The organism is Microbacterium proteolyticum, from assembly GCF_014192415.1.
GTDB classification, from domain to species: domain Bacteria; phylum Actinomycetota; class Actinomycetes; order Actinomycetales; family Microbacteriaceae; genus Microbacterium; species Microbacterium proteolyticum.
Map to the genome: position 1 here is coordinate 1,764,435 of NZ_JACHXY010000001.1, position 21,911 is coordinate 1,786,345.

The following is a 21,911-nucleotide window of genomic DNA, read 5'->3' on the forward strand; positions in this document are numbered from 1 at the left end:
CGTCGGTGTCAAGGATCTGCCCGAAACACGCGCGCGCGCGGATCCTGGCGACGTGACCGACGGCGACCATCCCCCCTTCCCGCTCCTCGTGCCCGACGACACCCCCGGCCTCGCGGGCGTTCGTGTCGCCCTGGAGCGGGCGGATGCCGTCGACGGCCTCGGCACGGACATCGTCGCCACCCTCGCGTGGGTGGTGGACATCGCCCGGCCGGCCTCGGTCGCGGCGACGTGGGAGCTGCTCGCGTCGGTGGCGGCACGCGACGTCGCCGCCGCCCGCGTGCTCGAGCCGCACCTCGACGCGCTCACCATCCTCGGCGAGGCCGCCGCGTCGGGCTTCGCGATCGAGGTCGACGCGACCGGTACCTGGGGTGTCTTCGCCGCCGAGGGTCCGGGCATGCGGCTCGAGGCGCGACTCGACGCGGGTACCTGGACGCTGCACGGGACCAAGCCGTGGTGCTCGCTCGCCGCCGACCTCGACCGCGCACTCGTCACGGCCTGGATCGACGATGAGCGACGACAGCTCTTCGCGCTCGACCTGCGCGACGCAACCGTGACGGCGCGCCCGGGCCCGTGGCACGCCCGCGGACTCGACCGCGTCGTCAGCGCGCCAATCGACGTCGCGGGTGCCCGAGCCGTGCCGGTGGGCGATGCCGGGTGGTATCTGCGTCGGCCCGGCTTCGCCCACGGCGGGGTGGGGGTCGCGGCGTGCTGGTGGGGCGGGGCGATGCCCCTGCGCGGAGCGCTCGCCGCCGCCGCCGCAAGAGACCGCGCGGATCAGGTCTCGCGCGTGCACCTCGGCCGAGCCGACACGGCTCTCTGGGCCGCCCGCGCCGTGCTCGTCGAGACCGCGCGGGCGTTCGACGCCGGGGGCACGGCATCCGAGGGACTCCGCGCCGCCCGCGCGCGCACCGTCGTGGCCGACGCGGTCGAGACGACGATCTCCCAGGCCGCCCACGCCCTGGGTCCCTCGCCCCTCGTCGCCGACGAGGCGCACGCGCGGCGGGTTTCCGACCTGCAGGTGTACGTGCGGCAGCACCACGGCGACCGCGACCTCGCGAGGATCGGCGGCGACGTGGCACGGGGAGGGGCAGCATGGTGAGCTTCGACCACCGCGATCCGGGTACCGACGAAGGCGTCTGGACCGCCGCCCTCCGCCGCGATCTCCCCGCGCTCGACTTCGACATCGACCGTCTGATCGTCGTCGCCGCGCACCCCGACGACGAGACCCTCGGGGCGGCGGGCATCCTGGCCACGGCCGCCGTTCGCGGCATCCGGGTCGAGCTGATCGTCGTGACCGACGGCGAACGGTCGCACCCCGCCTCGCCCACGCACTCACCGGCCACGCTCGCGCTGCTGCGCCGTCGCGAGTTGCGCTCCGCCGTGGAGACGCTCGGGCTCAGCGCCGAACCGCTGTTCCTCGGCCTCCCCGACGGGGGGACCGACGAGTATCGGGATGCCATCGCCACAGCTCTCGGCGACGCTCTCGACCGGGCCGGTTCCGACCGCGTGCTGGTGCTGTCGCCCTGGATCGGAGACGGGCACCGCGACCACCGCGTCGTCGGCGAGATCGTCGAGGAGGTGTGCGGGGCCCGCGGCGTACGCTCGCGCGCGTTCCCGATCTGGTTGTGGCACTGGGGCGGACCTGACGACGTGCCGTGGGACGCCGCCGAGCGTCTCGTGCTCGACGCGGAGATTCGGGATGCCAAGACCCGCGCCCTCGACGTCCACGCCAGTCAGCTCCAGCCGTTGTCGCCGGCGCCCGGCGACGAGCCGATGGTGCACGCGCTCATGCGTGCGCACTTCGAGCGGGATGCCGAGGTGTTCTTCGCGCCCGCGCCCGCGCCCGCCCCGGAATCCACCGTCGGCCAGGCGTATTTCGACGATATCTACGCCCGGCACGACGATCCGTGGGGCTTCGATTCGCGCTGGTACGAGGAGCGCAAGCGCGCCGTGCTGCTCGCCGCCCTCCCGCGGCGCCGGTACCGGGCCACGTTCGAGGCGGGCTGCTCGACGGGCGCGCTCACGGTGGAGCTGGCCGGCCGGAGCGATCGCGTACTCGCCGTCGACCTCGCCGCCGCCGCCCTCGACCGCGCTCGCCGACGGATGCCGGACGACGCGAACGTCGAGCTGCGCCGCGGTACCCTCCCCGACGACTGGCCCGCGGGCGAGTTCGACCTCGTGGTGCTGTCGGAGGTGGCCTACTACTGGGCGGGGGCCGACCTGGATCGCGGGCTCACCGCCGCCGTCGCCTCACTGAGCGCCGACGGTCACCTCGTGGCCTGCCACTGGCGGCATCCGGTCGCGGAGTACCCCCGCACCGGTGACAGCGTCCACGATGCGCTCGCCGAACGAGCCGACCTGGTGCGCCTGGTCCGGCACGAGGAAGAAGACTTCGTGCTCGAGGTGTTCGCGCGCCCCGGGGCGCGGTCGGTGGCGACCGAGGCGGGGCTCGCGCCGTGAGAGCGGTGGCGGTCGTCATCCCCGCGCACGACGAAGAAGACCTGATCGGGCGGTGTCTGTCATCGGTCGGGAGGGCGGTGTCGCACGCGCGCGAGCGCACCCCCGACCTCGCCGCGGTCGTGGTCGTCGTGCTCGACGCGTGCACCGACGGCACCGGACTGCAGGTGGGACGATGGCCGGTCGAGGCCGTCGAGATCAGCGCCCGCCGGGTCGGCGCCGCCCGTCGGACCGGCGTCGCGCACGCCCTGTCGACGCTGGATGCGAGCCCGCACGACACCTGGATCGCGATGACGGATGCCGACACGGTCGTCCCCGCGGACTGGATCAGCCATCAGCTCGATCTCGCCGACGTCGGCGTCGACCTCGTCCTCGGAACCGTGCGCCCCGACTTCGCCGACCTCAGCGCCCGGCACGTCGCGTACTGGCGCGCGACGCACCACCGCGGCCACCCGCGCGGCAACGTCCACGGTGCCAATCTCGGCGTTCGAGCGAGCACGTATCTCGAGGCCGGTGGCATCCCGGATCTGGCCGCGCACGAAGATGTCGCCCTCGTGCGCGCGGCCCGGGAGATCGGTGCGACCGAGCGCGCGAGCGACGTCCACGAAGTCGAGACGTCGGGCCGCCTCGTCGGGCGCACCCCCGCCGGATACGCCGCGTTCCTCGCGCGCGTGCACGCCTGGATCGACGCTCCCTCGCTGGCCGCGCCCGGGGCCTGACGCATCGACCGGGGGCTCGTCAACCACCTCGGCGCGCCGCCGCCTCGGGGCGCACACTGGGCGTCCCCGGAACGAGAGGCACGACATGAAGGCACTGACCTGGCAGGGCAAGCGCAACGTGAGCGTCGAGGAGGTACCCGATCCCGAGATCCTCGAACCGACGGATGCCATCGTGAAGATCACCTCGACGGCGATCTGCGGCTCCGACCTGCACCTGTACGAGCTGTTCGGCCCGTTTATCGACAAGGGCGACGTGCTCGGGCACGAGCCGATGGGCGTCGTGGTCGAGGTCGGCTCCGCCGTGACGAACCTCGCGGTGGGCGACCGCATCGTCGTCCCCTTCAACATCTCGTGCGGGCATTGCTTCATGTGCCGCCGCGGCCTGCAGTCGCAGTGCGAGACGACCCAGGTGCGCGAGTACGGCAGCGGTGCCGCACTCTTCGGCTACACCAAGCTCTACGGCCAGGTGCCGGGCGGCCAGGCCGAGTACCTGCGCGTGCCGTTGGCCGACTACAACCACATCCGCGTCGGCGACGACCTGCCCGACGACCGCTACCTCTTCCTCAGCGACATCGTCCCGACCGCGTGGCAGGGCGTGCAGTACGCGAGCGTCCCCGAGGGGGGAACGCTCGCGGTGATGGGACTCGGCCCGGTCGGTCAGTTCGCCGCCCGCATCGGCGTGCACCTCGGCTACCGCGTGCTCGCCATCGAGCCCGAGCCGGAGCGCCGCGCGATGGCCGAGCGCCACGGCGTCCTCACCTACGACCTCACCGATACGGTCGTCGACGAGCTCGTCGACCTCACCGAGGGCCGTGGAGCCGATGCGGTGGTGGATGCCGTCGGCATGGAGGCCCATGGCAACCGCGGCATCGCCCTCGCGCAGAGCGCCGTCGGGCTGCTCCCCGACGCCCTCGCGCAGAAACTCATGGACAAGGCGGGGCTCGACCGGCTCGCCGCCGTCTACGCCTCGATCGACCTCGTGCGCCGCGGGGGCACCGTGTCGCTCAGCGGGGTGTATGCCGGCGAGGCAGACGTGCTGCCCATGAAGACGATGTTCGACAAGCAGCTGAACTTCCGCATGGGCCAGTGCAACGTCAAGCGGTGGATCGACGATCTGCTCCCGCTCGTCGAGGACCCCGCCGACCCGCTGGGCGTCATGGATCTGGTCACCCACCACGCGCCGCTCGAAGACGCCCCCGGCCTGTACGAGACGTTCCAGAAGAAGGAGGACGGCTGCATCAAGGTCGTCCTGCGCCCCGGCACCTGACGCGCTCCCCGCCGGCCCCGCGCGCAACGTGGAGCCGGCCGCTGCCGTCGAGTGTCCAGGACACGCCGCACTCTCCGAGCCGGTGCGGCGTGTTCTGGACGCTCGCCACAGAGATGCGGGGGATGCCGCGGTGTTAGACGCGTCCGGCGTGCACGGCCTCCAGCGCAGCGGCATCCGTCTCGCTCATGCCCTCGATCGGCTCGCCGTTCCATACGATGTCGTCGCCGAGGGCGGCGAGCACCTCTTTGCGGTCGCCGTGCGAGATCTTCGCTCCGTGCGCGATCGTCGCGGGGCTCCAGAGCATCGCGGCGTCATCCCACCACCCGGCTCCGACGTCGCGCACGTGCAGCAGATCGTGCAGGGTCTTCGGCAGGTGCGACAGCGGCTCGGTGAACGCGTCGGCGATCACGGCGAGGGTGATCTGCCTCTCGGTACCGGGTATGGCGACCACCGGCTCGGCGAGCTCGCCCTGGATCGCCTTGGCCACGTCGTCGGCCTCGAGCAGGATGACGCCGTTGGTGGGGCGCGGGTTGCACTCGATGATCTTGTAGTCGGGGGCGGCCTCGGTGCCGTGGTCGACGAAGTCGAACGAGATCTGACCCGTGAAGCCCGGGTCGAGGGCGGCGACGAGCTGCTGCGTGTAGCGCAGGGTGTCGGTGCTGTCGACGGCGACAAACGCGATCGCGGTGGAGTGCGCCCACTGCTCGGCCGCCCGGTAGGTCGTGTGCGCCTGCACCGTGCCGTCGACCACCACGCTGTAGGTGCAGACCATGGGGCCGTCGACGAACGGCTGCACGAGCCACGGCTGCTCGGGGGTCGGCACGCAGTCCTCGACGGGTACCTTGCCCGCGAGAGGGCCCGTGTTGGTCAACAGACCCACGCCGCCGCGCGAGAAGGCCGCGCGGGCGAAGTACCGGGGGAAGTCGGCGATGGCGGTGCGCAGCTCGTCGGGCGAGGTCACGACGACCGTCTCGGGGATGGGCACACCGGCACCCTGGGCGAGGCGCTGGAAGCTCGCCTTGTCATGCAGGCGCGCGAGGTCGCCGAAGCTTCCGGCGTACAGGCGCACCCCCGGGGGCAGGTCGGCCGCACGGGCGGCGAGGTAGAAGACCTCCTCGAAGGTCGGGATGACGACCTCGATGTCGTGCTCCTCGACGTAGGCGCTGATGGTCGCGATGAAAGCGTCGGTCTCGAAGCGCGGTGACGGGGTCGTCAGGTGCCCCGCGAGGAATCGCGAATGGCTGCCGACCGCTCCGTCGTACGTGTCCGCGGCGAAGACCGTGTGCCCCACGCTCCCGAGCTTGCGGATCAGATCCAGGGCGAAGGTGTTGCGGGAACTGGTGACGAGCACGCGCATGGAAGCACCCTTGATCGTGGCGGCGGAGGTTGGCGTCACTCTATCCACAGCCCGACACACCGACATCGTCGTCGGGGAAACGTGTCGGCAACACGGTGCTGAGTAGAGTCTTGGCATGGGTGACCTGTTCGACGGTTACGGCTCCACGCTGGCGCCGCGCAAGACCGCATCCGGCATCCCGGCGTACGACGAGATGTTCGGTGCCCCGGCCACGGCCGGCGACGCCGCTCCCTCTCGCGAGGCGTACCGGGAGCTGTACCAAGCGCTCGCGCAGATGACCCAGGAGGAGCTGCGCGGCCGCACCGAGTCGTTGGCGAGTTCGTACCTGGCTCAGGGCGTGACGTTCGACTTCGCGGGCGAGGAGCGGCCGTTCCCGCTCGATGCCGTGCCCCGGGTCATCGCCTATGACGAGTGGTCGCGCATCGAGGCAGGCGTGAAGCAGCGCGTCCGGGCGCTCGAGGCCTTCCTCGACGACGCCTACGGCAATCAGCACTGCGTGCGCGACGGCATCCTGCCCGCCGGTCTCATCTCGTCGTCGCAGTACTTCTACCGTCAGGCCGCCGGCATCCGCAGCGCCAACGGCGTGCGCATCCAGGTGTCGGGCATCGACCTCATCCGCGACGAGCACGGTGAGATGCGTGTGCTCGAAGACAACGTGCGCGTGCCCTCCGGCGTCTCGTACGTGATCTCGAACCGCCGGGTGATGGCGCAGACCCTGCCCGAACTCTTCGTGTCGATGCGCGTGCGCCCCGTGGGCGACTACCCCAACAAGCTGCTCGCGGCCCTGCGCGCCTCGGCCCCGCCCGGCATCGACGATCCGAACATCGTCGTGCTCACCCCGGGCGTCTACAACTCGGCGTACTTCGAGCACACGCTGCTCGCGCGCCTGATGGGCGTCGAGCTGGTCGAGGGGCGCGACCTGTTGAGCATCGGCGGCAAGGTGTTCATGCGCACCACCCGCGGGCCGCAGCGCGTCGACGTCATCTACCGCCGCGTCGACGACGACTTCCTCGACCCGCTGCAGTTCCGCGCCGACTCGATGCTGGGCGCTCCCGGCCTCATGCTCGCCGCGCGCCTGGGCAACGTCACGATCGCCAACGCCGTCGGCAACGGGGTGGCCGACGACAAACTGCTTTACACGTACGTGCCCGAACTGATCCGGTACTACCTCGCCGAGGAGCCGATCCTGAAGAACGTCGACACCTGGCGCCTCGAAGATCCGGGCGCGCTCGAAGAGGTGCTCGACCGCCTGCCGGAACTGGTGGTGAAGCCCGTCGACGGCTCCGGCGGCAAGGGCCTCGTCGTGGGCCCCGACGCCTCGCCCTCCGAACTCGACGCGCTGCGCAAGCGCCTGAAAGCCGATCCACGCGGCTGGATCGCCCAGCCCGTGGTGATGCTCTCGACCATCCCGACGTTGGTGGAAGACGGGATGCGGCCGCGGCACGCGGATCTGCGTCCGTTCGCCGTGAACGACGGCGACGACATCTGGGTGCTGCCGGGCGGTCTCACCCGCGTCGCCCTCCCCGAGGGGCAGCTCGTGGTGAACTCCAGCCAGGGCGGCGGGTCGAAGGACACGTGGGTCGTCGGCGGTTCCGCTCCCTCGCACGTCGAGTACGGCCAGGGCAACGGTGTGTCGGGGCTCGTTGCCGACCAGGCGGCGGTGACCGAGTCGATCCCCATCATCTACGACGGCCAGCCCGCCCCGGCGACCTCGCCGCGTGACCAGCGGCCCGGCCGCGACCAGCAGGAGCAGCAGCAGCAGGACGCCGGTGTGCAGCACGGCCCGCAGGCGGAGCAGCAGCAGCAGACGCGGGAGGAGCCGGGATGCTGAGCCGCATTGCAGAGAGCCTCTTCTGGATCGGGCGCTACATAGAGCGCAGCGACGGCACGGCGCGCATCCTCGACGTGCACCTCCAGCTCCTGCTCGAAGACCCCTGGATCGACGAGGACACCGCGTGCCGTTCGCTGCTGAGCGTGATGGGCTCGGCCTGGCCGGAGAACATCGACACCGTGCGCCGCGACGACGTGCTCGCCCGGCTCGCCGTCGACCGGATGAACCCGTCGAGCATCGCGTACTCGCTCACCGCGGCGCGCGAGAACGCCCGCCGTGCACGCGAGATCGTCTCCACCGAGCTCTGGGAGACCCTCAACACCACGAACTCCCGGATGCCGCGACGGTTGCAGACCGAGAAGGTGCACGAGTTCTTCCAGTGGACGCGCGAGCGTGCGGCCCTGGCCATCGGCATCGTCGACTCGTCCACCAACCGCGACGAGGCGTGGCAGTTCTTCACCCTCGGCCGCAGCATCGAGCGCACCGACATGACGGCGCGGCTGCTGGCCACGCGGTCGCTGACCGAGGTGTCGGGTCCGTCGTGGACGACGATCCTGCGCTCGTGCGGCGCCTACGAGGCGTACCTGCGCACGTATCGGGGGATGCCGAGTGCCCGCAACGCGGCCGAGTTCCTGTTGCTCGACCGCCTGTTCCCCCGCTCGATCATCTTCTCGATCCAGCGGGCCGAGGATTGCATGAGCGCCATCGACCCGCGCGCCGACCGCGTCGGCCACTCCAACACCGTGCTGCGCGCTCTCGGGCAGATTCGCAACGACCTCGAGTACCGGCCCATCAGCGAGATCCTGTCGGAGTTGCCCGAGCACATGCAGCGCGTGCAGACGGTCACGCGGGAGGCGTCGGAGGCGATCCGCTCGCGGTTCTTCCCGACGCAGGCCGAGCCGAGCTGGATCGGGGAGATCTCGTGAAACGTCTTCGTATCGAGCACCAGACCGGGTTCATCTACCCGGGCGACGTCTCCGCGTCCTACAACGAGGCCCGGATGCTGCCGCACTCGACCGACAGTCAGTTCGTGCTGAGCTCGTCGCTCGACATCGAGCCGTCGACCTCGGTCAACCAGTACGTCGACTATTTCGGCACGCGGGTCGCGGCCTTCGACGTGCTGTCGCCGCACTCGGCGCTCACGATCACGGCGCGCTCGCTCATCGAGGTGCGTCCGCGTCCGATCGAGCACGCCGACATCACCTGGGAGCAGCTCGCCGCCGAGGCCGATCGATCCATCTCGACCGTCGAGCAGCTCACGCAGACACGTCGCACGACCCCGCATCCCGAGGTCGCGGCGTTGGCGCGGTCCATCGCGGCGCAGCACGAGCGTCCGGGTCCCGCTGCCCACGCCATCGCGGAAGCCGTCGGTGACGCCATCGACTACATGCAGGGCGTCACGGCCGTCACGTCGACGGCCATCGACGCGTGGGAGGCCCGTAAGGGCGTCTGCCAGGACATCGCGCACATCGCGATCGGGGCGCTCCGCGAGGTCGGCATCCCGGCCCGCTACGTCTCGGGCTACCTGCACCCGAAGCCGTCCGCCGAGGTCGGCGAGGCGGTGACGGGGGAGTCCCACGCGTGGGTGGAATGGTTCGCGGGTGACTGGCAGGGCTTCGACCCCACGAACAACATCGAGATCGGCGATCGTCACGTCCTCGTCGGCCGCGGACGCGACTACAACGACGTGCCGCCGCTCCGGGGCGTCTACGCCGGTCCCGGTCGCAGCAACCTCAAGGTGAAGGTCACGATCACGCGCGAGACCTGAGTCGGGGTCAGTCGGCCGCCGCCGCCCCCAGCACGGTCTGGATCTCGCGGTGGAGGGCGGGGAGGTTCGCCTCCTCCCCGCGGTCGGCGCGGCGCGCCCACTCGTCGAGGGCGGTGCGCATCTCGAGGGCCGCGAGACCGATCGCCGCGCGTACATCGAGCTCGCTGAGGCCGATGCGCGCGGCGATCCCGGGGACGAACAGGTCGGACGAGGTCGCTTCACGCCGGATGGCCGCGCCGAGCAGCGTCGGTTCGTGACCGATCAAGCGCCGGACGCGAAGGAATCGCGCGCGCGCGTGCGCGTCGGCGTGCAGGCGGTCGAGTTCGCGAGCGAAGACCTCGCGCAGCGCCTGAGTGAGGGCGGCGATGTCGTCGCCGTCGGCGCCGATCTCCGCGAAGGCGGCGACGAAGCGTTCGTCGTCGATGAAGACGGCGTCCTCCTTCGTGCCCGCGAGGCGGAAGAAGGTGCGGGCCGAGACGCCCGCGCGGGCGGCGATCTCGTCGACGGTCGTGCGCGCGACGCCCTTCTCCTCGAACAGGTCGAGGGCGGCCTCGCAGATCTCGAGCGTCGTCTCGCGTCGTCGGCGGTCGCGCAGTGCCTCGCCGAGGGGTGCCGCTGCGGTCTCCATGTCGGCTACAGTAGTCCATGTCTTATTGGCAGTCACTGCCACAATGTCATTAACTGCTCACCATCCGTTCAGATTGGTCGTCCATGGTCGCCACCGGAACCGTCCCCACCGCCGCCCCGCCCGCAAAGGCCGCCGTGCGTCCGGGCGCCGTCATCGCGCTGCTCGTCGTCGCCGCCTTCGTCGTCATCCTCAACGAGACGATCATGGGCGTGGCGCTGCCCGAGCTCATGCGCGAACTCGACATCACCGCCGCCACCGCGCAGTGGCTCACCACGGCGTTCCTGCTCACCATGGCCGTCGTCATTCCTGTCACGGGGTTCCTCATCCAGCGGTTCCCGCTGCGCGCGCTCTTCTTCGCGGCGATGGGGCTGTTCACGCTCGGAACGGTGATCGCGGCCGTCGCCCCCGGCTTCGGCGTGCTGCTCCTCGGCCGCATCGTGCAGGCGTCCGGCACGGCGATCATGATCCCGCTGCTGTTCACGACCGTGCTCAACGTCGTTCCCGCCCACCGGCGCGGACGCATGATGGGCCTCATCTCGATCGTCATCTCGGTGGCGCCGGCCGTGGGTCCCACCGTCTCGGGGCTGATCCTGTCGGTCTTCCCCTGGCGGGCCATGTTCATCGTCATGGTGCCGATCGCCCTGGTCGCGATCGCGCTGGGCGCCCGCTGGGTGAAGAACCTCACCGAGACCCGCCGCGTGACCCTCGACGTCCCGTCGGTGGTGCTCTCGGCCCTGGCGTTCGGCGGCATCATCTTCGGTCTCTCCAGCATCGGCGAGGCGGCCGACGGTCACGCGATCGTTCCGGTCTGGATCCCGCTCGTGGTGGGGGCCGTCGCGCTCGCGGCCTTCGTCGTGCGTCAGCTGCGCCTCGGTTCCACCGACCGCGTGCTGTTGAACCTCGCGGTCTTCCGCCACTCCGCCTTCACCGTCGCCGTGATCCTCGTCGTGGTCGCCATGACGACGCTCTTCGGCGTGCTCATTCTGCTGCCGCTGTACCTGCAGAACGTGCTCGGCCTCGGAACCCTGCCCACCGGTCTGATGCTGCTGCCCGGCGGCCTGCTCATGGGCCTGATGGCCCCCCTCGTCGGAAACCTCTTCGATCGCTTCGGCGCGCGTCCGCTCGTGCTGCCGGGCGCGGTCGTGGCGAGTGCCGCGCTGTGGGGGTTCGCCACGCTCTCGGTGTCGACGCCGATCGGTTTCGTCATCGCCGTGCACTGCGTGCTGAGTCTGGGGCTCGCGTTCATGCTCACCCCGCTGATGACCTCGGCTCTCGGTTCGCTCCCGCGTGCGCTCTACCCGCACGGCTCCGCGATCGTCTCGACCGTCCAGCAGCTCGCGGGTGCGGCCGGCACGGCGGTGTTCGTGACGCTCATGACGGTGGGTGCCGCGACGGCGGCGGCGAACGAGGGCGCATCGACGGTGGATGCCACGGCGTCCGGCATCCATTCGGCCTTCTTCGTCGCGGCGTGCCTGTCGGTCGCCGTCATCGTGCTGGCGGCGTTCGTGCGCTCCCCGAAGCAGGTCGATGCCCCCGAGGCGATGCCGGCGCACTGAGGAGGTCGGCGGGGTCGCCGCGCTACGGCGCCCCCGTCGACGCCCTCGCCCGTGGGCGGTGGGGTGGGGGCGTTGCCGCCGGTTCCGCTCCATGGCGGGAGGAGACCCGGGTTCCTGAATCCCTTCTGGACACGCCCACGGAGGGCGTACGATGTGGTCAGACCACACAGAAGAGGCAACCCCCATGGTTCACCGCCAGCTCCCCAAAGTCGGCGAGCTCCTCGAGCTCATGCAGTTCAAGAAGCCCGAGTTCGATGCCCGCACCCGCCGCCTCGACGCGGCGTTGACCATCGCCGACCTCCGCGCAATCGCCAAGCGTCGCACGCCCAAGGCCGCGTTCGACTACACCGACGGTGCGGCCGAGGCCGAACTGTCGCTGGACCGCGCGCGCCGCGCATTCGAGGACGTCGAGTTCCATCCCGACATCCTGCGGCCGGCGGCCGACGTCGACACCTCCTGCGAGATCCTCGGCGGACCCTCAGCGCTACCGTTCGGCATCGCGCCGACCGGATTCGCGCGGCTGATGCAGACCGAGGGGGAGTCAGCGGGAGCGTCCGCGGCGGCCGCCGCCGGCATCCCGTTCACTCTGTCGACCCTGGGGACGACGTCGATCGAGGGTGTGAAGGCCGCCAACCCCGTCGGGCGAAACTGGTTCCAGCTGTACGTCATGCGACAGCGAGAGATCTCGTACGGCCTGGTCGAGCGGGCCGCCGCGGCCGGGTTCGACACGCTCATGTTCACCGTCGACACTCCCATCGCCGGCGCCCGGCTTCGCGACAAGCGCAACGGCTTCTCGATCCCGCCGCAGTTGACGCTGGGCACCATCGTCGACGCGCTCCCGCGTCCGTGGTGGTGGTACGACTTCCTCACCACGCCGAAGCTCGAGTTCGCCTCGCTCAGCACCACGGGCGGCACCGTCGGCGAACTGGTGAACGCCGCGATGGATCCCACCATCGGTTACGACGACCTCGATGTCATCCGGGGCATGTGGCCCGGCAAGCTCGTCGTGAAAGGCGTGCAGAACGTCGCCGACGCGGCGCGCCTGGTGGACCTCGGCGTCGACGGCCTCGTGCTCTCGAACCACGGCGGCCGTCAGCTCGACCGTGCGCCCATCCCCTTCCACCTCCTGCCGAAAGTCGTGCGCGAGGTCGGGAAGGACGCGACCGTCATGATCGACACCGGCATCATGAACGGCGCCGACATCGTGGCATCCGTCGCCCTCGGCGCGAAGTTCACCCTCATCGGTCGGGCCTACCTGTACGGCCTGATGGCCGGCGGGCGTCAGGGCGTCGATCGCACGATCGCCATCCTGCGCAGCGAGATCGAACGCACGATGACGCTGCTCGGCGTGTCGTCGCTCGCGGAACTCGAGCCGCGGCACGTGACGCAGCTCACGCGCCTGGTGCCGGTGGACCTGCAGGCGGCCGACGCGCGGGTCTGAGGCTCCGCAGGAGTTCGCGACTGCTGCGACGCGCTCAGCCTCCGCGCGATCGTGGCCTCCCCCACGGGGTGCACATCGCGGAGCCTGAGCGCGGCTCTCAGGCCGTCTCTCCGGCCCTCGCCGCCTCGGGCTCGCGCCGCGATGCGCCCGCTCCGAGCGTGAGCGTCGAAGCGAGCCCCAGGGCCAGGAAGGCCGCGGCGGTGAAGGCGGCGGCGCGCGTGCCGTCGCTGAAGGCCGCACGGGCGTTGATCGCCAGATCCTGTGTCTCGGGCGAGGCGTCGAGACCGACGATCGCCGCTCCGGCGCTGTCGACGACCTGCGAAACGACCTGGTCGCGTTCGGCCGCAGGGATTCCGCGATCGTCGAGAGTGGATGCCAACACCCCCGCGGTCGTCGAGAAGAGCACGGTACCGAGGATCGCGACGCCGAGGGCCGCGCCCAACTGGCGCGCCGTCGACTGGGTGCCCGAGGCTTGGCCGCTCGCGGAGGGGGGGACGTCGGCCAGCACGACGCCGGTCAGCTGCGCGGTGGCGAGCCCTACGCCGAGCCCGTAGACGAAGAGGAAGGGGATGAGCGGTCCCCAGGTGGCATCCGGGGCGATGGTGAACGCGACGCCGGCGACGCCGATGATCTCGGCGAGGAGGCCGCCGCGCACGATCCACACCGGCGCTACCCTGCCGCTGAACGCCCCGGCCACGCCGCTCGCGACGAAGGAGCCCACGGCGAGGGCGAGGAGGAGCAGACCCGTCTGCAGGGCGTCGAAGCCGATGACGAACTGCAGCCACAGCGGCAGTGCGAGGATGATGCCGAACTCGCCCAGCGACACGACGGCGGCCGCGATGTTGCCGTTGCGGAACGAGGCGATGCGGAAGAGGTCGAGGGCCAGGAGCGTCGATCGCCCCTGGCGCTGGCGACGTCGTCCCCACGCGACGAAGGCGACGAGGGCGACGACCGCCACCGCGAAGGCGACCGGTACGGGCGACAGGGAGAACGGCCAGGTCCATCCGCCCACGGTGGGGACGGTCGCAACGGTCCACCATCCGTACGTGCGTCCTTCGATGAGGCCGAAGACGAGCGGGGCCATCGTGAGCACCGACAGCAGGGCGCCGACGCCGTCGATGCGCTCGACACGGTCGCTGCGGGATTCGGCGACGGTGAGCAGGACGCCGATCACGATGACGACACCGAGCGGAATGTTGATCCCGAACGCCCACCGCCACGAGAAGGCGGTGGTCAGCCAGCCGCCGAGCAGGGGCCCGACGGCCGCCATGCCGCCGATCGTGGATCCCCACACGGCGAAGGCGATGCCGCGTTCGCGTCCGCGGAAGGTGGCGTTGATGATCGACAGGGTCGTCGGCAGGATCATCGCACCGCCCACGCCCTGGACGAGTCGCGACAGGATCAGCAGCCCTCCGGTGGGGGCGAGGGAGGCGGCGACGGAGGCTCCGGCGAAGATGACGACGCCCCACAGCATCAGTCGACGTCGTCCGAATCGGTCGGCGAGGCTGCCGAAGACGAGCAGGAACGATGCGAAGACGAGGGTGTAGGCCTCCTGGACCCACTGCACCTCGGTCGAGGAGATCTTCAGCTCTTCGACGATCGAGGGGACGGCCACGTTGACGATCGTCGAGTCGACGATGATCAGCGAGACGGCGATGCTGATGAAGACGAGTCCCGCCCACCGGCGGGATGTCTGGTTCCCGTTCATGTAGCTAGCTTATCTAGCTAGTTGTGGGAGCGCGAGGGCTTGCGTGCACCTTCGCGCTCGCCCGGGCGCGCGCACGACGCAGGGCCTCGCCGGGGAGTATCAGGCGCTGTGACGCGGACGGTGCACCGGGCGCGAAGAGCGCTCGCCCGGCGGCAGCGGGATCGGGGTCGTGCCGGCGATCTCGTCGCTGAAGTCCTCGGGTTCGGCCGGGATCGTCTGCAGGGGGCGCGTCTCGTCGACGGTGAGGCGGAAGCGCTTCGTCTCGTGGCGGTGGACGCGGCCCGACGCCAGCGTCCACGCGACGCCCACCCCGCACGCGACGAGGGCGACGGCGGCGGCCAGTCCGATCGCCGTCCGCGGCCCGAACTCCGTGGCCACGGCGCCGACGATCGGAGCGCCGACGGGGGTGCCGCCGAGCAGGATCGCCATGTACAACGCGATCACCCGGCCGCGCAGCGACGGATCCGTGGTGGTCTGCACGTACCCGTTCGCGGTGGTGAGCGTCGTCACGACGCAGAAGCCGGTGAGCACCAACGTGGCGGCGTACGTCGCATAGCTGGGGGCGAGCACCGAGAGGGCGGATGCCACGGCGAAGCCGCCCGTACCCACGACCACGACGCGCATCCGCGCGCGCTCACGGCGCGCGGCCAGGAGGGCGCCGGCCAGGGAGCCGATGGCGACGAAGGAGCTGAGCAGACCGAAGCCGTCGGCGCCGCGGCCGAACTCGAGGGCCATCGTGGAGGCGAAGATCGGGAAGTTCATGCCGAAGGCGCCGAGGAGGAACACCATGACGAAGATGACGACGAGGTCGGGGCGGCCCGCGACGTAGCGGAAGCCGTCGGCCAGGCGAGCGGGACCGTTGCGCCGGGCGCGGGCAACGAGTTCGTGCGGCCGCATGATCAGCAGCGCGCCGAGCATCGCGAGGAACGTCACGGCGTTGACGAGGAACACCCACCCGGTGCCGACGAGCACGATCATCACGCCGGCGACGGCGGGGCCGATCAGCCGGGCGGTGTTGAACGACGCGGCGTTCAGCGCCACGGCGTTGGAGGCGTTCTCCTGCGACACGAGATCGGACACGAACGCCTGCCGTGCGGGGTTGTCGAACGCCGTCGCCACACCGAGGGCCAGCGCGAAGCCGTACATCAGGGGGAGCGTCATCGCTCCGGCGAGAAGCAGGATGCCGAGGCTCACGGCGAGGACGAGAAGGGCGCCCTGCGTGCACATGATGAGCTTGCGGCGATCGAAGCGATCGGCCACCCATCCGGTGACACCGACCAGCAGGAGCGGCGGGGCGAACTGCAGGGCCATCGTGACGCCCATGGCGGCGGCGTCGTTGTCGGTGAGCTGCGTGAGCACCACCCAGTTCTGGGCGGTGGCCTGCATCCAGGCGCCGACGTTGGAGACGAGTGCTCCGATGAACCAGACGCGGTAGTTGAAGATCGACAGCGACCGGAACATCGATGTGCTCACTTGTCGGCCACCTTCCTCATGATCAGGGCCGCGCGGGCCAGCGTCTCCCGCTCGTCGGGGGTCAGTGCGGCCAGCGACTCCTCGAGGAAGGCGTCGCGCCGCCGGACGGTCTCGTCGACGATCGTGCGGCCGTAGTCGGTGAGATCGATGCTCACCCGACGGCGGTCGACGGCATCCGGGATGCGTGTGATGTATCCGGCCCCCTCCAGGAGGGAGACGGTGCGGTTCATCGACGGCGCCGTGACGCGCTCCCGATCGGCCAGTTGACCGAGCGTGTGCGCGCCGTGCACCGTCAGCGCGGCGAGGACGGCGAACTGCCCGTCGCTCATGGTGTCGACGGCTCGTTGCGCCCGGAGGCGGCGAGCCAGTCGGAATGTCGCCATGCGCAGCTCGGAAGCTGCGGCGCTGTGGTCAGGAATGTTGTCGGTGAGGGGGGATTCGTCGACGCTGTCATTCATGTTCCTGATCGTTAGCCTAACTCATTAGCCGTGCTAACGGAATGGATGCCGCCGATTCGGCCGTTTCGGCCCCGGTCGACGCGTCCGCCACCGGGCGCCCCGGTAGCCGGCAGCCGTACACTCGGCCCATGCCCGAGTTCGTCGACGCCTACGGCATCCCGATCGTCTACGACGTGTACGAGGCGGCCGAGCCGCGCGCGGTGGTGCAGCTGCTGCACGGCGTGGGCGAGCACGCGGGTCGCTACGAGGCCCTGATCGAGGCTCTCGTCGCGAACGGGTACACCGTGTACGCCGACGATCACCGGGGACACGGGCGCACCGGACTTCGGCAGTGGGGCGGTGACCACGGCAAGCTGGGTCGGCTCGGCCCCGGCGGGGTGGATGCCGCGCGCGATGCCGTCTGGACGTTGACGCAGCGCATCCGTGACGCGCATCCCGACCTCCCGCTCGTGCTCCTCGGGCACTCGTGGGGGTCGTTCCTGGCGCAGATGCTGCTCGACCGGCATCCCGAGGCCTTCGACGCCGTCGTGCTGAGCGGCACCGCTCTGCGGTGGCCGGGCTCCCTGAACGCCGGAGACCTGAACGGCCCGTGGAAGCATCTGCGCGGCTCCGGGATGGAGTGGTTGTCGAGCGACGAGCAGGTCGGACGCGACTTCATCGACGACCCGCTCACCACGTCTACTCCGCTGCTGCGACTGTTCGGGCCGATCGAGGCGGCGAAGCTGTTCGGCCGTCCGCGACGGGATCTCGGTCGAGACGTGCCGATGCTCCTCATGGTGGGACGCGACGACACCGTCGGTGGTCCCCGGAGCGTGCACCTACTGGCCGATGCCTATCGTGAGCGATCCGGTCTGACCGACGTCACGGTGCGGGTCTATCCCGGGGCCCGCCACGAGATCTTCGCCGAGCTGCAGCAGGCCGAGGTGCGCGCCGACCTGCTCGCCTGGCTGGATGAGCGGCTGCCCACCCGCGCCACACCGTCGTCGGCGGACTGAGCGGCCCCGGAGGCGGGCCGTCCGAGAGGGGACGAGAAGCCGCTCCGGCACCCGGCCCCTCTCCCCCCAACGGCGGCATCGGAAGCGGTGACGCAACCCGCCGATGACTCCAGCCTGCGGGAGTGAGGGCGTGCGGGGGAGAGCCGGAAGCGGTCATGTCCGCAAGAGGGCGCCCGGATGCCGACCGTCGACGACGCGCCCGACGCGCGTGCAGTTATTGCGCCTAACGGCTACACCTTTTGGTTGCTATCCCGCAAAAGCCTGGGTACTGTCGGGAGGGCCGGGACGTCGATGACGAGTCCCGGCCCGCACACCCGAACCGCCCGCCATCCCCCTGGAGCGCGTCCCTCTCCCGGTCCTCGGACCGGTCGATCGCGCGCGCCCGGATCGTCACGTCCCTCAATGAAGAACGGATCCCGCGTGAACACTTCCGACACCACCCCCACCGCCGGCGTCGGCGCGTGGTTCATCGGCGCACGAGGATCGCTCGCCACGACGGCGACGATCGGCATCCACGCCCTCGCCCTCGGAGCGGCCTCTCCGGTCGGTCTCACCACCGAGACCGAGGCCGTTCGCGTGTCGGAGTTCCCGGCGGTCTCCGACATCGTCGTCGGCGGACACGACATCGCCACCACGCCGCTGGAGGAGCGGGCCGAGCACCTCGCCGCCGGGGGCATGTTTCCCGCAGCCCTCGTCGAGGCCGTACGCGAACGGCTCCGTGGCACCGAGGAGAACCTCCGCGCCGTGCCCACGCTCACCACCACGCAGCAGGAGGAGATCGACCTGCTCGCCGCCGACATCGTCGACTTCCGCGACCGTCACGGCCTGCGCGAAGTCGTCGTGATCGACGTCTCGTCCACCGAACCTCTGCCGCCCTACCATCCCGGTTTCGAAGACGATGAGGTGCTGCAGACCGCCCTCACGACCCCGGGTGTGCGGGTGCTCCCGCCCAGTTCACGCGCTGCCCTCGCCGCCATCGCGGCCGGTGCCGCCTACGCCGCCTTCACCCCCTCGGCATCCCTGAATCTGCCCGTGCTGCGCGCACGCGCCGAGCGCGCCGGTATCGCGTACGCCGGTCAGGACGGCAAGACGGGCGAGACACTGCTGCGCACGGTCCTCGCACCGATGTTCGCCGCCCGCGGATTCCGCGTGCAGTCCTGGGCGGGGACCAACCTGCTCGGAGGCGGCGACGGCGCCACCCTGGCCGACCCGGAGGCCGTGCGCTCCAAGCTGGTGTCGAAGAACCGCGGGCTGCACGCGCTCGTCGGCGACGACGTCGTCGCCCCCCTGCACATCGACAACGTGCCCGACCTCGGCGACGTCAAGACCGCGTGGGACCACGTGAGTGCGACCGGTTTCCTCGGGAGCCGCGTCACCCTGCAGACCACGTGGAGCGCGTACGACTCCGCGCTCGCCGCACCCCTGGTGATCGACCTCGTGCGATCGCTGTCGCTGGCCACCCGCGCCGGTCACGCCGGCGTCGTCCCGGCCCTCGGCTGCTTCTTCAAAGACCCGTGGGGCAGTGACGTGCACGGCTTCGGCGAGCAGACGGCGCAGTTCGTCTCGTGGGTGCACGAGACGGCGACCGCCGTGGCGGCGGCGCGGGTCGCCGCACCGTGACTCGGGCTGCGGACTACCTCGACCTCGTGCGCGCCCCCGCGTCGCTGACCGTCCTGGGTGACGCGCTCGTCGGTGGTCTCAGCGCACGCGGCCCGGGCGGCGACGGCGCGGTGCGCGCGGGTGTCCTCGCGGTGTCGTCGGTGTGCCTCTACAGCGCCGGCATGGCCCTGAACGACTGGGCGGACGCCGATCTCGACGCCGTCGAGCGACCGGAACGCCCCATCCCGTCGGGGCGTATCTCGCGGTCGCGCGCTCTCGCCGCCGGCGCGGGGCTGACGCTGGTCGGCGTCGGCTCGGCGTTCGTCGCCGGACCTCGTTCGGGCGCCGTGTCGCTCGCGCTCGCGGGCGCGCTGTGGGCGTACGACCTCGTCTTCAAGTCCACGGTGGCGGGTCCGGTGGTGATGGCTGCCTGCCGCGGACTCGACGTGATGATGGGCGCCGCAGGTCCGGGGTGGCGCCGAGCGCTCCTTCCTGCCGGTGCTGTCGCCGCCCACACGGTCGCGGTCACCGCCGTCTCGCGCGGGGAGGTCGACGGATCGACCCGCACCATCGGACGCGCCGCGGTGGGCGCCGGCGTCGCCGTCGCGGCGTCCGGTCTCGCGGGCCCGGGCGACCGCGCGGCCGCAGCACTCGGCGGCGCCCGCTACCTCGCCGCGGTGCTGCCGGGGCACCTCGCCGTCGCACGAGACCCCGACGCGGCCACGGCGCGGGCCGCCACCCGGGCGGGTATCCGCGCGGTCGTGCCGCTGCAGGTCGCGCTGGCCGCCCGCGCCGGTTCGACGATCGCCACCCTCGCACTGCTCGGGGTCGAGGCCATCGGCCTCGCGCTCGGGCGCCGCCGCTCCCGAGGAGACATCACATGAACGACGTGGCCTGGAGCTGGGGATACGGCACGAACGGCTTCACCGATCATCCGCTGCCGGTGGCGCTCGACGTGATGCAGGGCGAGGGATACACCGCCGTCGCCCTCACCCTCGGCCACCCTCACCTCGATCCGTTCGCCCCCGACTGGCGCGCCCAGGCCGAGGCGCAGGCGGCCGACCTCCGCCGCCGGGGCCTGCGGGTCGTCGTCGAGACCGGCACCCGCTACCTGCTCGATCCCGTGCGCAAGCACCGCCCGACCCTCGTCGACCGCAACGCCGAGCCGCGCATGGTGTTCCTCCGCCGCGCGATCGAGATCGCCGCCATCCTCGACGCGGAGTGCGTGTCGCTGTGGAGCGGCGTGCTGCCCGACGACGTCTCGATCGACGCCGCACGCGTGCTGCTCGACGAACGCCTGCTCGAGCTCACCGCGGTCGCCGCCGCGGCCGGCGTCACTCTCGCCCTCGAGCCCGAACCCGGCATGGTGGTCGAGACCGTCGCCGACGCCCTGGCCGTCCGCGCCCGCATCGGACACCCCGCGATCCTCGGCATCACCGTCGATCTGGGTCACTGCGTCGTCGTCGAACCCGACGGGGTGGTGGGGGCACTACGCGCCGCGGGCGCCCTGCTGCGCAACGTGCAGGCCGACGACATGCTCCCGCACGCGCACGAACACCTCCCTTTCGGTGAGGGAGTGCTCGACCTGGACGCCGCCCTCGCCGCCCTCCGCGAGATCGGCTACCGGGGCGTCGTCGCCGTCGAACTGCCCCGACACGCGCACGCGGCCCCGACTCTCGCGCGCGAGAGCATGGCGGCGCTCGTCGCGGCGGCGGAGCGCTCCGGTGCGGCCGGTGCGGCTTCGGCGGCGGCTACGTCGGCGACTGCCGCGTCGGCGACGGGAGGAGATGCGGCGACGGGGGGAGCGCCTGAGGCCGCGGCATCCTCCGCTCCCGGAATCTCCTCCCATGGCGCGGTGCCCGTGACGACGGGAGGGTCGGAGCCCGGGGGAGGGCCCTACGTGCCGTCCACGCCCTCCGCTCCTCCCACGCCCTCCACCGCGCCCGCTCCCAGCGCCTGCACCGCGCCCGCTCCCAGCGCCTGCACCGCGCCCGCTCCCAGCGCCTGCACCGCGCCCGCTCCCAGCGCCTCCACCGCGCCCGCGGCCGGCGCTCCCACCGCGCCCGCCCCACGGTTCACGCACCCCTGGACGGCCCGCGCCGCCGAGGACGTCCGAATGGATGCCACCCGCGCCGCGCACCTGTTCGCCTCGGCCGGCCGCGAGGTGGGCCGCGAACCCCTCTCCGCAGACCCCTTCGCGCCGACCGCCGACGACGCCGCGCGGGCCGTGATCGTCGCCGCCCTGGCCGACAGCGGTGCCGACCCCGCCGTGGCCGCCGCCCTGTACCGACGCGGCGACGACGCCGAGCGCCGCGGGGTGCTCCGGGGGCTCGACGCGATCGCCGCTCCTCCTCCGGCGTGGCGCGACGCCGGCGTCGACCTCGTCGTCGACGCCCTCCGCGCCAACGACACCCGCCTCGTCGCCGCCGCCCTCGGCTCGTTCGCCGCGGCCCACCTCGACGATCACGCGTGGCGTCACGGCGTGCTGAAGTGCGTGTTCCTCGGCATCCCCCTCTCCGTCGTGGCGGAATTGGACGCTCGGGCCGACGACGAGCTCGCCGCGATGGCCACGCGCTTCGCCGAGGAGCGCCGCGCCGCCGGCCGATCCGTGCCCGACGACCTCACCCTCCTGCTCGCTCGTGAAAGGGCCTGAC

18 protein-coding genes are annotated in these 21,911 nt (G+C 71.4%); 13 read left to right on the plus strand and 5 right to left on the minus strand.

Annotation, left to right across the window (positions count from 1 at the left end; translation table 11 throughout):
* Nucleotides 1–52: 52 nt before the first annotated feature.
* The 4 genes from FHS07_RS08075 (at nt 53) to FHS07_RS08090 (ending at nt 4,443) form a co-directional block, all read left to right on the plus strand.
* Nucleotides 53–1,099: an acyl-CoA dehydrogenase family protein gene (locus FHS07_RS08075; RefSeq protein ID WP_343054645.1), complete on the plus strand. Its 1,047-nt coding sequence runs from the start codon at nt 53–55 to the stop codon at nt 1,097–1,099.
* Nucleotides 1,093–2,460: a bifunctional PIG-L family deacetylase/class I SAM-dependent methyltransferase gene (locus tag FHS07_RS08080; RefSeq protein WP_183419310.1), complete on the plus strand. Its 1,368-nt coding sequence runs from the start codon at nt 1,093–1,095 to the stop codon at nt 2,458–2,460. The genes FHS07_RS08075 and FHS07_RS08080 overlap by 7 nt, the downstream gene beginning before the upstream one ends.
* The gene (locus FHS07_RS08085; RefSeq protein WP_183419311.1) at nt 2,457–3,176 is read left to right on the plus strand and encodes a glycosyltransferase; all 720 of its coding nucleotides are present in this window, start codon (nt 2,457–2,459) and stop codon (nt 3,174–3,176) included. Before FHS07_RS08080 ends, FHS07_RS08085 begins: the two co-directional genes overlap by 4 nt.
* Before the next feature lie 85 nt (nt 3,177–3,261).
* Nucleotides 3,262–4,443, plus strand: a complete 1,182-nt coding sequence (locus tag FHS07_RS08090) for a zinc-dependent alcohol dehydrogenase (protein WP_183419312.1) — start codon at nt 3,262–3,264, stop codon at nt 4,441–4,443.
* A 133-nt stretch (nt 4,444–4,576) separates the two neighbouring features.
* Here the strand turns inward: FHS07_RS08090 and FHS07_RS08095 are convergent, their stop codons facing one another.
* Nucleotides 4,577–5,800: an ATP-grasp domain-containing protein gene (locus FHS07_RS08095; protein WP_183419313.1), complete on the minus strand. Its 1,224-nt coding sequence runs from the start codon at nt 5,798–5,800 to the stop codon at nt 4,577–4,579.
* A gap of 115 nt (nt 5,801–5,915) precedes the next feature.
* On the opposite strand from FHS07_RS08095, the gene FHS07_RS08100 reads away from it, so the two are divergent.
* Genes FHS07_RS08100 through FHS07_RS08110 form a run of 3 tightly spaced genes read left to right on the plus strand, consistent with a single transcriptional unit; the run spans nt 5,916 to nt 9,399 of the window.
* The gene (locus tag FHS07_RS08100; RefSeq protein WP_246383152.1) at nt 5,916–7,631 is read left to right on the plus strand and encodes a circularly permuted type 2 ATP-grasp protein; all 1,716 of its coding nucleotides are present in this window, start codon (nt 5,916–5,918) and stop codon (nt 7,629–7,631) included.
* Nucleotides 7,625–8,557, plus strand: coding sequence for an alpha-E domain-containing protein (locus tag FHS07_RS08105; protein WP_183419314.1), 933 nt, complete (start codon nt 7,625–7,627; stop codon nt 8,555–8,557). The genes FHS07_RS08100 and FHS07_RS08105 overlap by 7 nt, the downstream gene beginning before the upstream one ends.
* Nucleotides 8,554–9,399 carry a transglutaminase N-terminal domain-containing protein gene (locus FHS07_RS08110; RefSeq protein ID WP_183419315.1) on the plus strand — a complete coding sequence of 282 codons (846 nt, stop codon included), beginning with the start codon at nt 8,554–8,556 and terminating at the stop codon, nt 9,397–9,399. The genes FHS07_RS08105 and FHS07_RS08110 overlap by 4 nt, the downstream gene beginning before the upstream one ends.
* Before the next feature lie 7 nt (nt 9,400–9,406).
* On the opposite strand, the gene FHS07_RS08115 is transcribed toward FHS07_RS08110, so the two are convergent.
* Complete coding sequence (locus tag FHS07_RS08115; protein WP_183419316.1) at nt 9,407–10,027, minus strand: TetR/AcrR family transcriptional regulator; 621 nt, start codon at nt 10,025–10,027, stop codon at nt 9,407–9,409.
* 83 nt (nt 10,028–10,110) lie between these two features.
* Between FHS07_RS08115 and FHS07_RS08120 the strand changes: the two genes are divergently transcribed.
* Together FHS07_RS08120 and FHS07_RS08125 are read left to right on the plus strand one after the other, a co-directional pair.
* Complete coding sequence (locus tag FHS07_RS08120; protein ID WP_183419317.1) at nt 10,111–11,583, plus strand: MDR family MFS transporter; 1,473 nt, start codon at nt 10,111–10,113, stop codon at nt 11,581–11,583.
* Nucleotides 11,584–11,767: 184 nt separating this feature from the next.
* Nucleotides 11,768–13,024 (plus strand): alpha-hydroxy acid oxidase, encoded by a 1,257-nt coding sequence (locus FHS07_RS08125; protein WP_183419318.1) that lies wholly within the window; start codon nt 11,768–11,770, stop codon nt 13,022–13,024.
* Nucleotides 13,025–13,121: 97 nt separating this feature from the next.
* Here FHS07_RS08125 and FHS07_RS08130 read toward each other — a convergent pair whose 3' ends face one another.
* The 3 genes from FHS07_RS08130 to FHS07_RS08140 all read right to left on the minus strand — a co-directional run bounded on the left by FHS07_RS08130 (nt 13,122) and on the right by FHS07_RS08140 (nt 16,663).
* A complete protein-coding gene (locus tag FHS07_RS08130; RefSeq protein ID WP_183419319.1) occupies nt 13,122–14,732 on the minus strand; it encodes an MFS transporter in 1,611 nt (536 codons plus the stop codon).
* A 99-nt stretch (nt 14,733–14,831) separates the two neighbouring features.
* Nucleotides 14,832–16,193, minus strand: a complete 1,362-nt coding sequence (locus FHS07_RS08135; RefSeq protein ID WP_183419457.1) for an MFS transporter — start codon at nt 16,191–16,193, stop codon at nt 14,832–14,834.
* A gap of 8 nt (nt 16,194–16,201) precedes the next feature.
* Entirely contained in the window at nt 16,202–16,663 is a 462-nt protein-coding gene (locus tag FHS07_RS08140; protein ID WP_246383154.1) for a MarR family winged helix-turn-helix transcriptional regulator, read from the minus strand.
* Between the two features lie 128 nt (nt 16,664–16,791).
* Here FHS07_RS08140 and FHS07_RS08145 point away from each other — a divergent pair, with 128 nt between their 5' ends.
* The 4 genes from FHS07_RS08145 to FHS07_RS16285 all read left to right on the plus strand — a co-directional run bounded on the left by FHS07_RS08145 (nt 16,792) and on the right by FHS07_RS16285 (nt 21,910).
* Nucleotides 16,792–17,658, plus strand: coding sequence for an alpha/beta fold hydrolase (locus FHS07_RS08145; protein ID WP_183419320.1), 867 nt, complete (start codon nt 16,792–16,794; stop codon nt 17,656–17,658).
* A gap of 420 nt (nt 17,659–18,078) precedes the next feature.
* Complete coding sequence (locus FHS07_RS08150; protein WP_221189147.1) at nt 18,079–19,278, plus strand: inositol-3-phosphate synthase; 1,200 nt, start codon at nt 18,079–18,081, stop codon at nt 19,276–19,278.
* Nucleotides 19,275–20,141, plus strand: coding sequence for an SCO3242 family prenyltransferase (locus tag FHS07_RS08155; protein WP_183419322.1), 867 nt, complete (start codon nt 19,275–19,277; stop codon nt 20,139–20,141). The genes FHS07_RS08150 and FHS07_RS08155 overlap by 4 nt, the downstream gene beginning before the upstream one ends.
* Nucleotides 20,138–21,910 (plus strand): EboA domain-containing protein, encoded by a 1,773-nt coding sequence (locus tag FHS07_RS16285; protein ID WP_221189148.1) that lies wholly within the window; start codon nt 20,138–20,140, stop codon nt 21,908–21,910. Before FHS07_RS08155 ends, FHS07_RS16285 begins: the two co-directional genes overlap by 4 nt.
* The last annotated feature ends 1 nt before the right edge of the window (nt 21,911 follow it).

Bases quoted from the DNA above. Each gene is read 5' to 3' on its own strand.
- FHS07_RS08145 (WP_183419320.1), top strand. From the start codon at position 16,792: ATGCCCGAGTTCGTCGACGCCTACGGCATCCCGATCGTCTACGACGTG.
- FHS07_RS08135 (WP_183419457.1), bottom strand. From the start codon at position 16,193: ATGTTCCGGTCGCTGTCGATCTTCAACTACCGCGTCTGGTTCATCGGA.
- FHS07_RS08080 (WP_183419310.1), top strand. From the start codon at position 1,093: ATGGTGAGCTTCGACCACCGCGATCCGGGTACCGACGAAGGCGTCTGG.
- FHS07_RS08115 (WP_183419316.1), bottom strand. From the start codon at position 10,027: ATGGAGACCGCAGCGGCACCCCTCGGCGAGGCACTGCGCGACCGCCGA.
- FHS07_RS08120 (WP_183419317.1), top strand. From the start codon at position 10,111: ATGGTCGCCACCGGAACCGTCCCCACCGCCGCCCCGCCCGCAAAGGCC.
- FHS07_RS08095 (WP_183419313.1), bottom strand. From the start codon at position 5,800: ATGCGCGTGCTCGTCACCAGTTCCCGCAACACCTTCGCCCTGGATCTG.
- FHS07_RS08090 (WP_183419312.1), top strand. From the start codon at position 3,262: ATGAAGGCACTGACCTGGCAGGGCAAGCGCAACGTGAGCGTCGAGGAG.
- FHS07_RS08140 (WP_246383154.1), bottom strand. From the start codon at position 16,663: ATGAATGACAGCGTCGACGAATCCCCCCTCACCGACAACATTCCTGAC.
- FHS07_RS08100 (WP_246383152.1), top strand. From the start codon at position 5,916: ATGGGTGACCTGTTCGACGGTTACGGCTCCACGCTGGCGCCGCGCAAG.
- FHS07_RS16285 (WP_221189148.1), top strand. From the start codon at position 20,138: ATGAACGACGTGGCCTGGAGCTGGGGATACGGCACGAACGGCTTCACC.
- FHS07_RS08130 (WP_183419319.1), bottom strand. From the start codon at position 14,732: ATGAACGGGAACCAGACATCCCGCCGGTGGGCGGGACTCGTCTTCATC.
- FHS07_RS08105 (WP_183419314.1), top strand. From the start codon at position 7,625: ATGCTGAGCCGCATTGCAGAGAGCCTCTTCTGGATCGGGCGCTACATA.
- FHS07_RS08125 (WP_183419318.1), top strand. From the start codon at position 11,768: ATGGTTCACCGCCAGCTCCCCAAAGTCGGCGAGCTCCTCGAGCTCATG.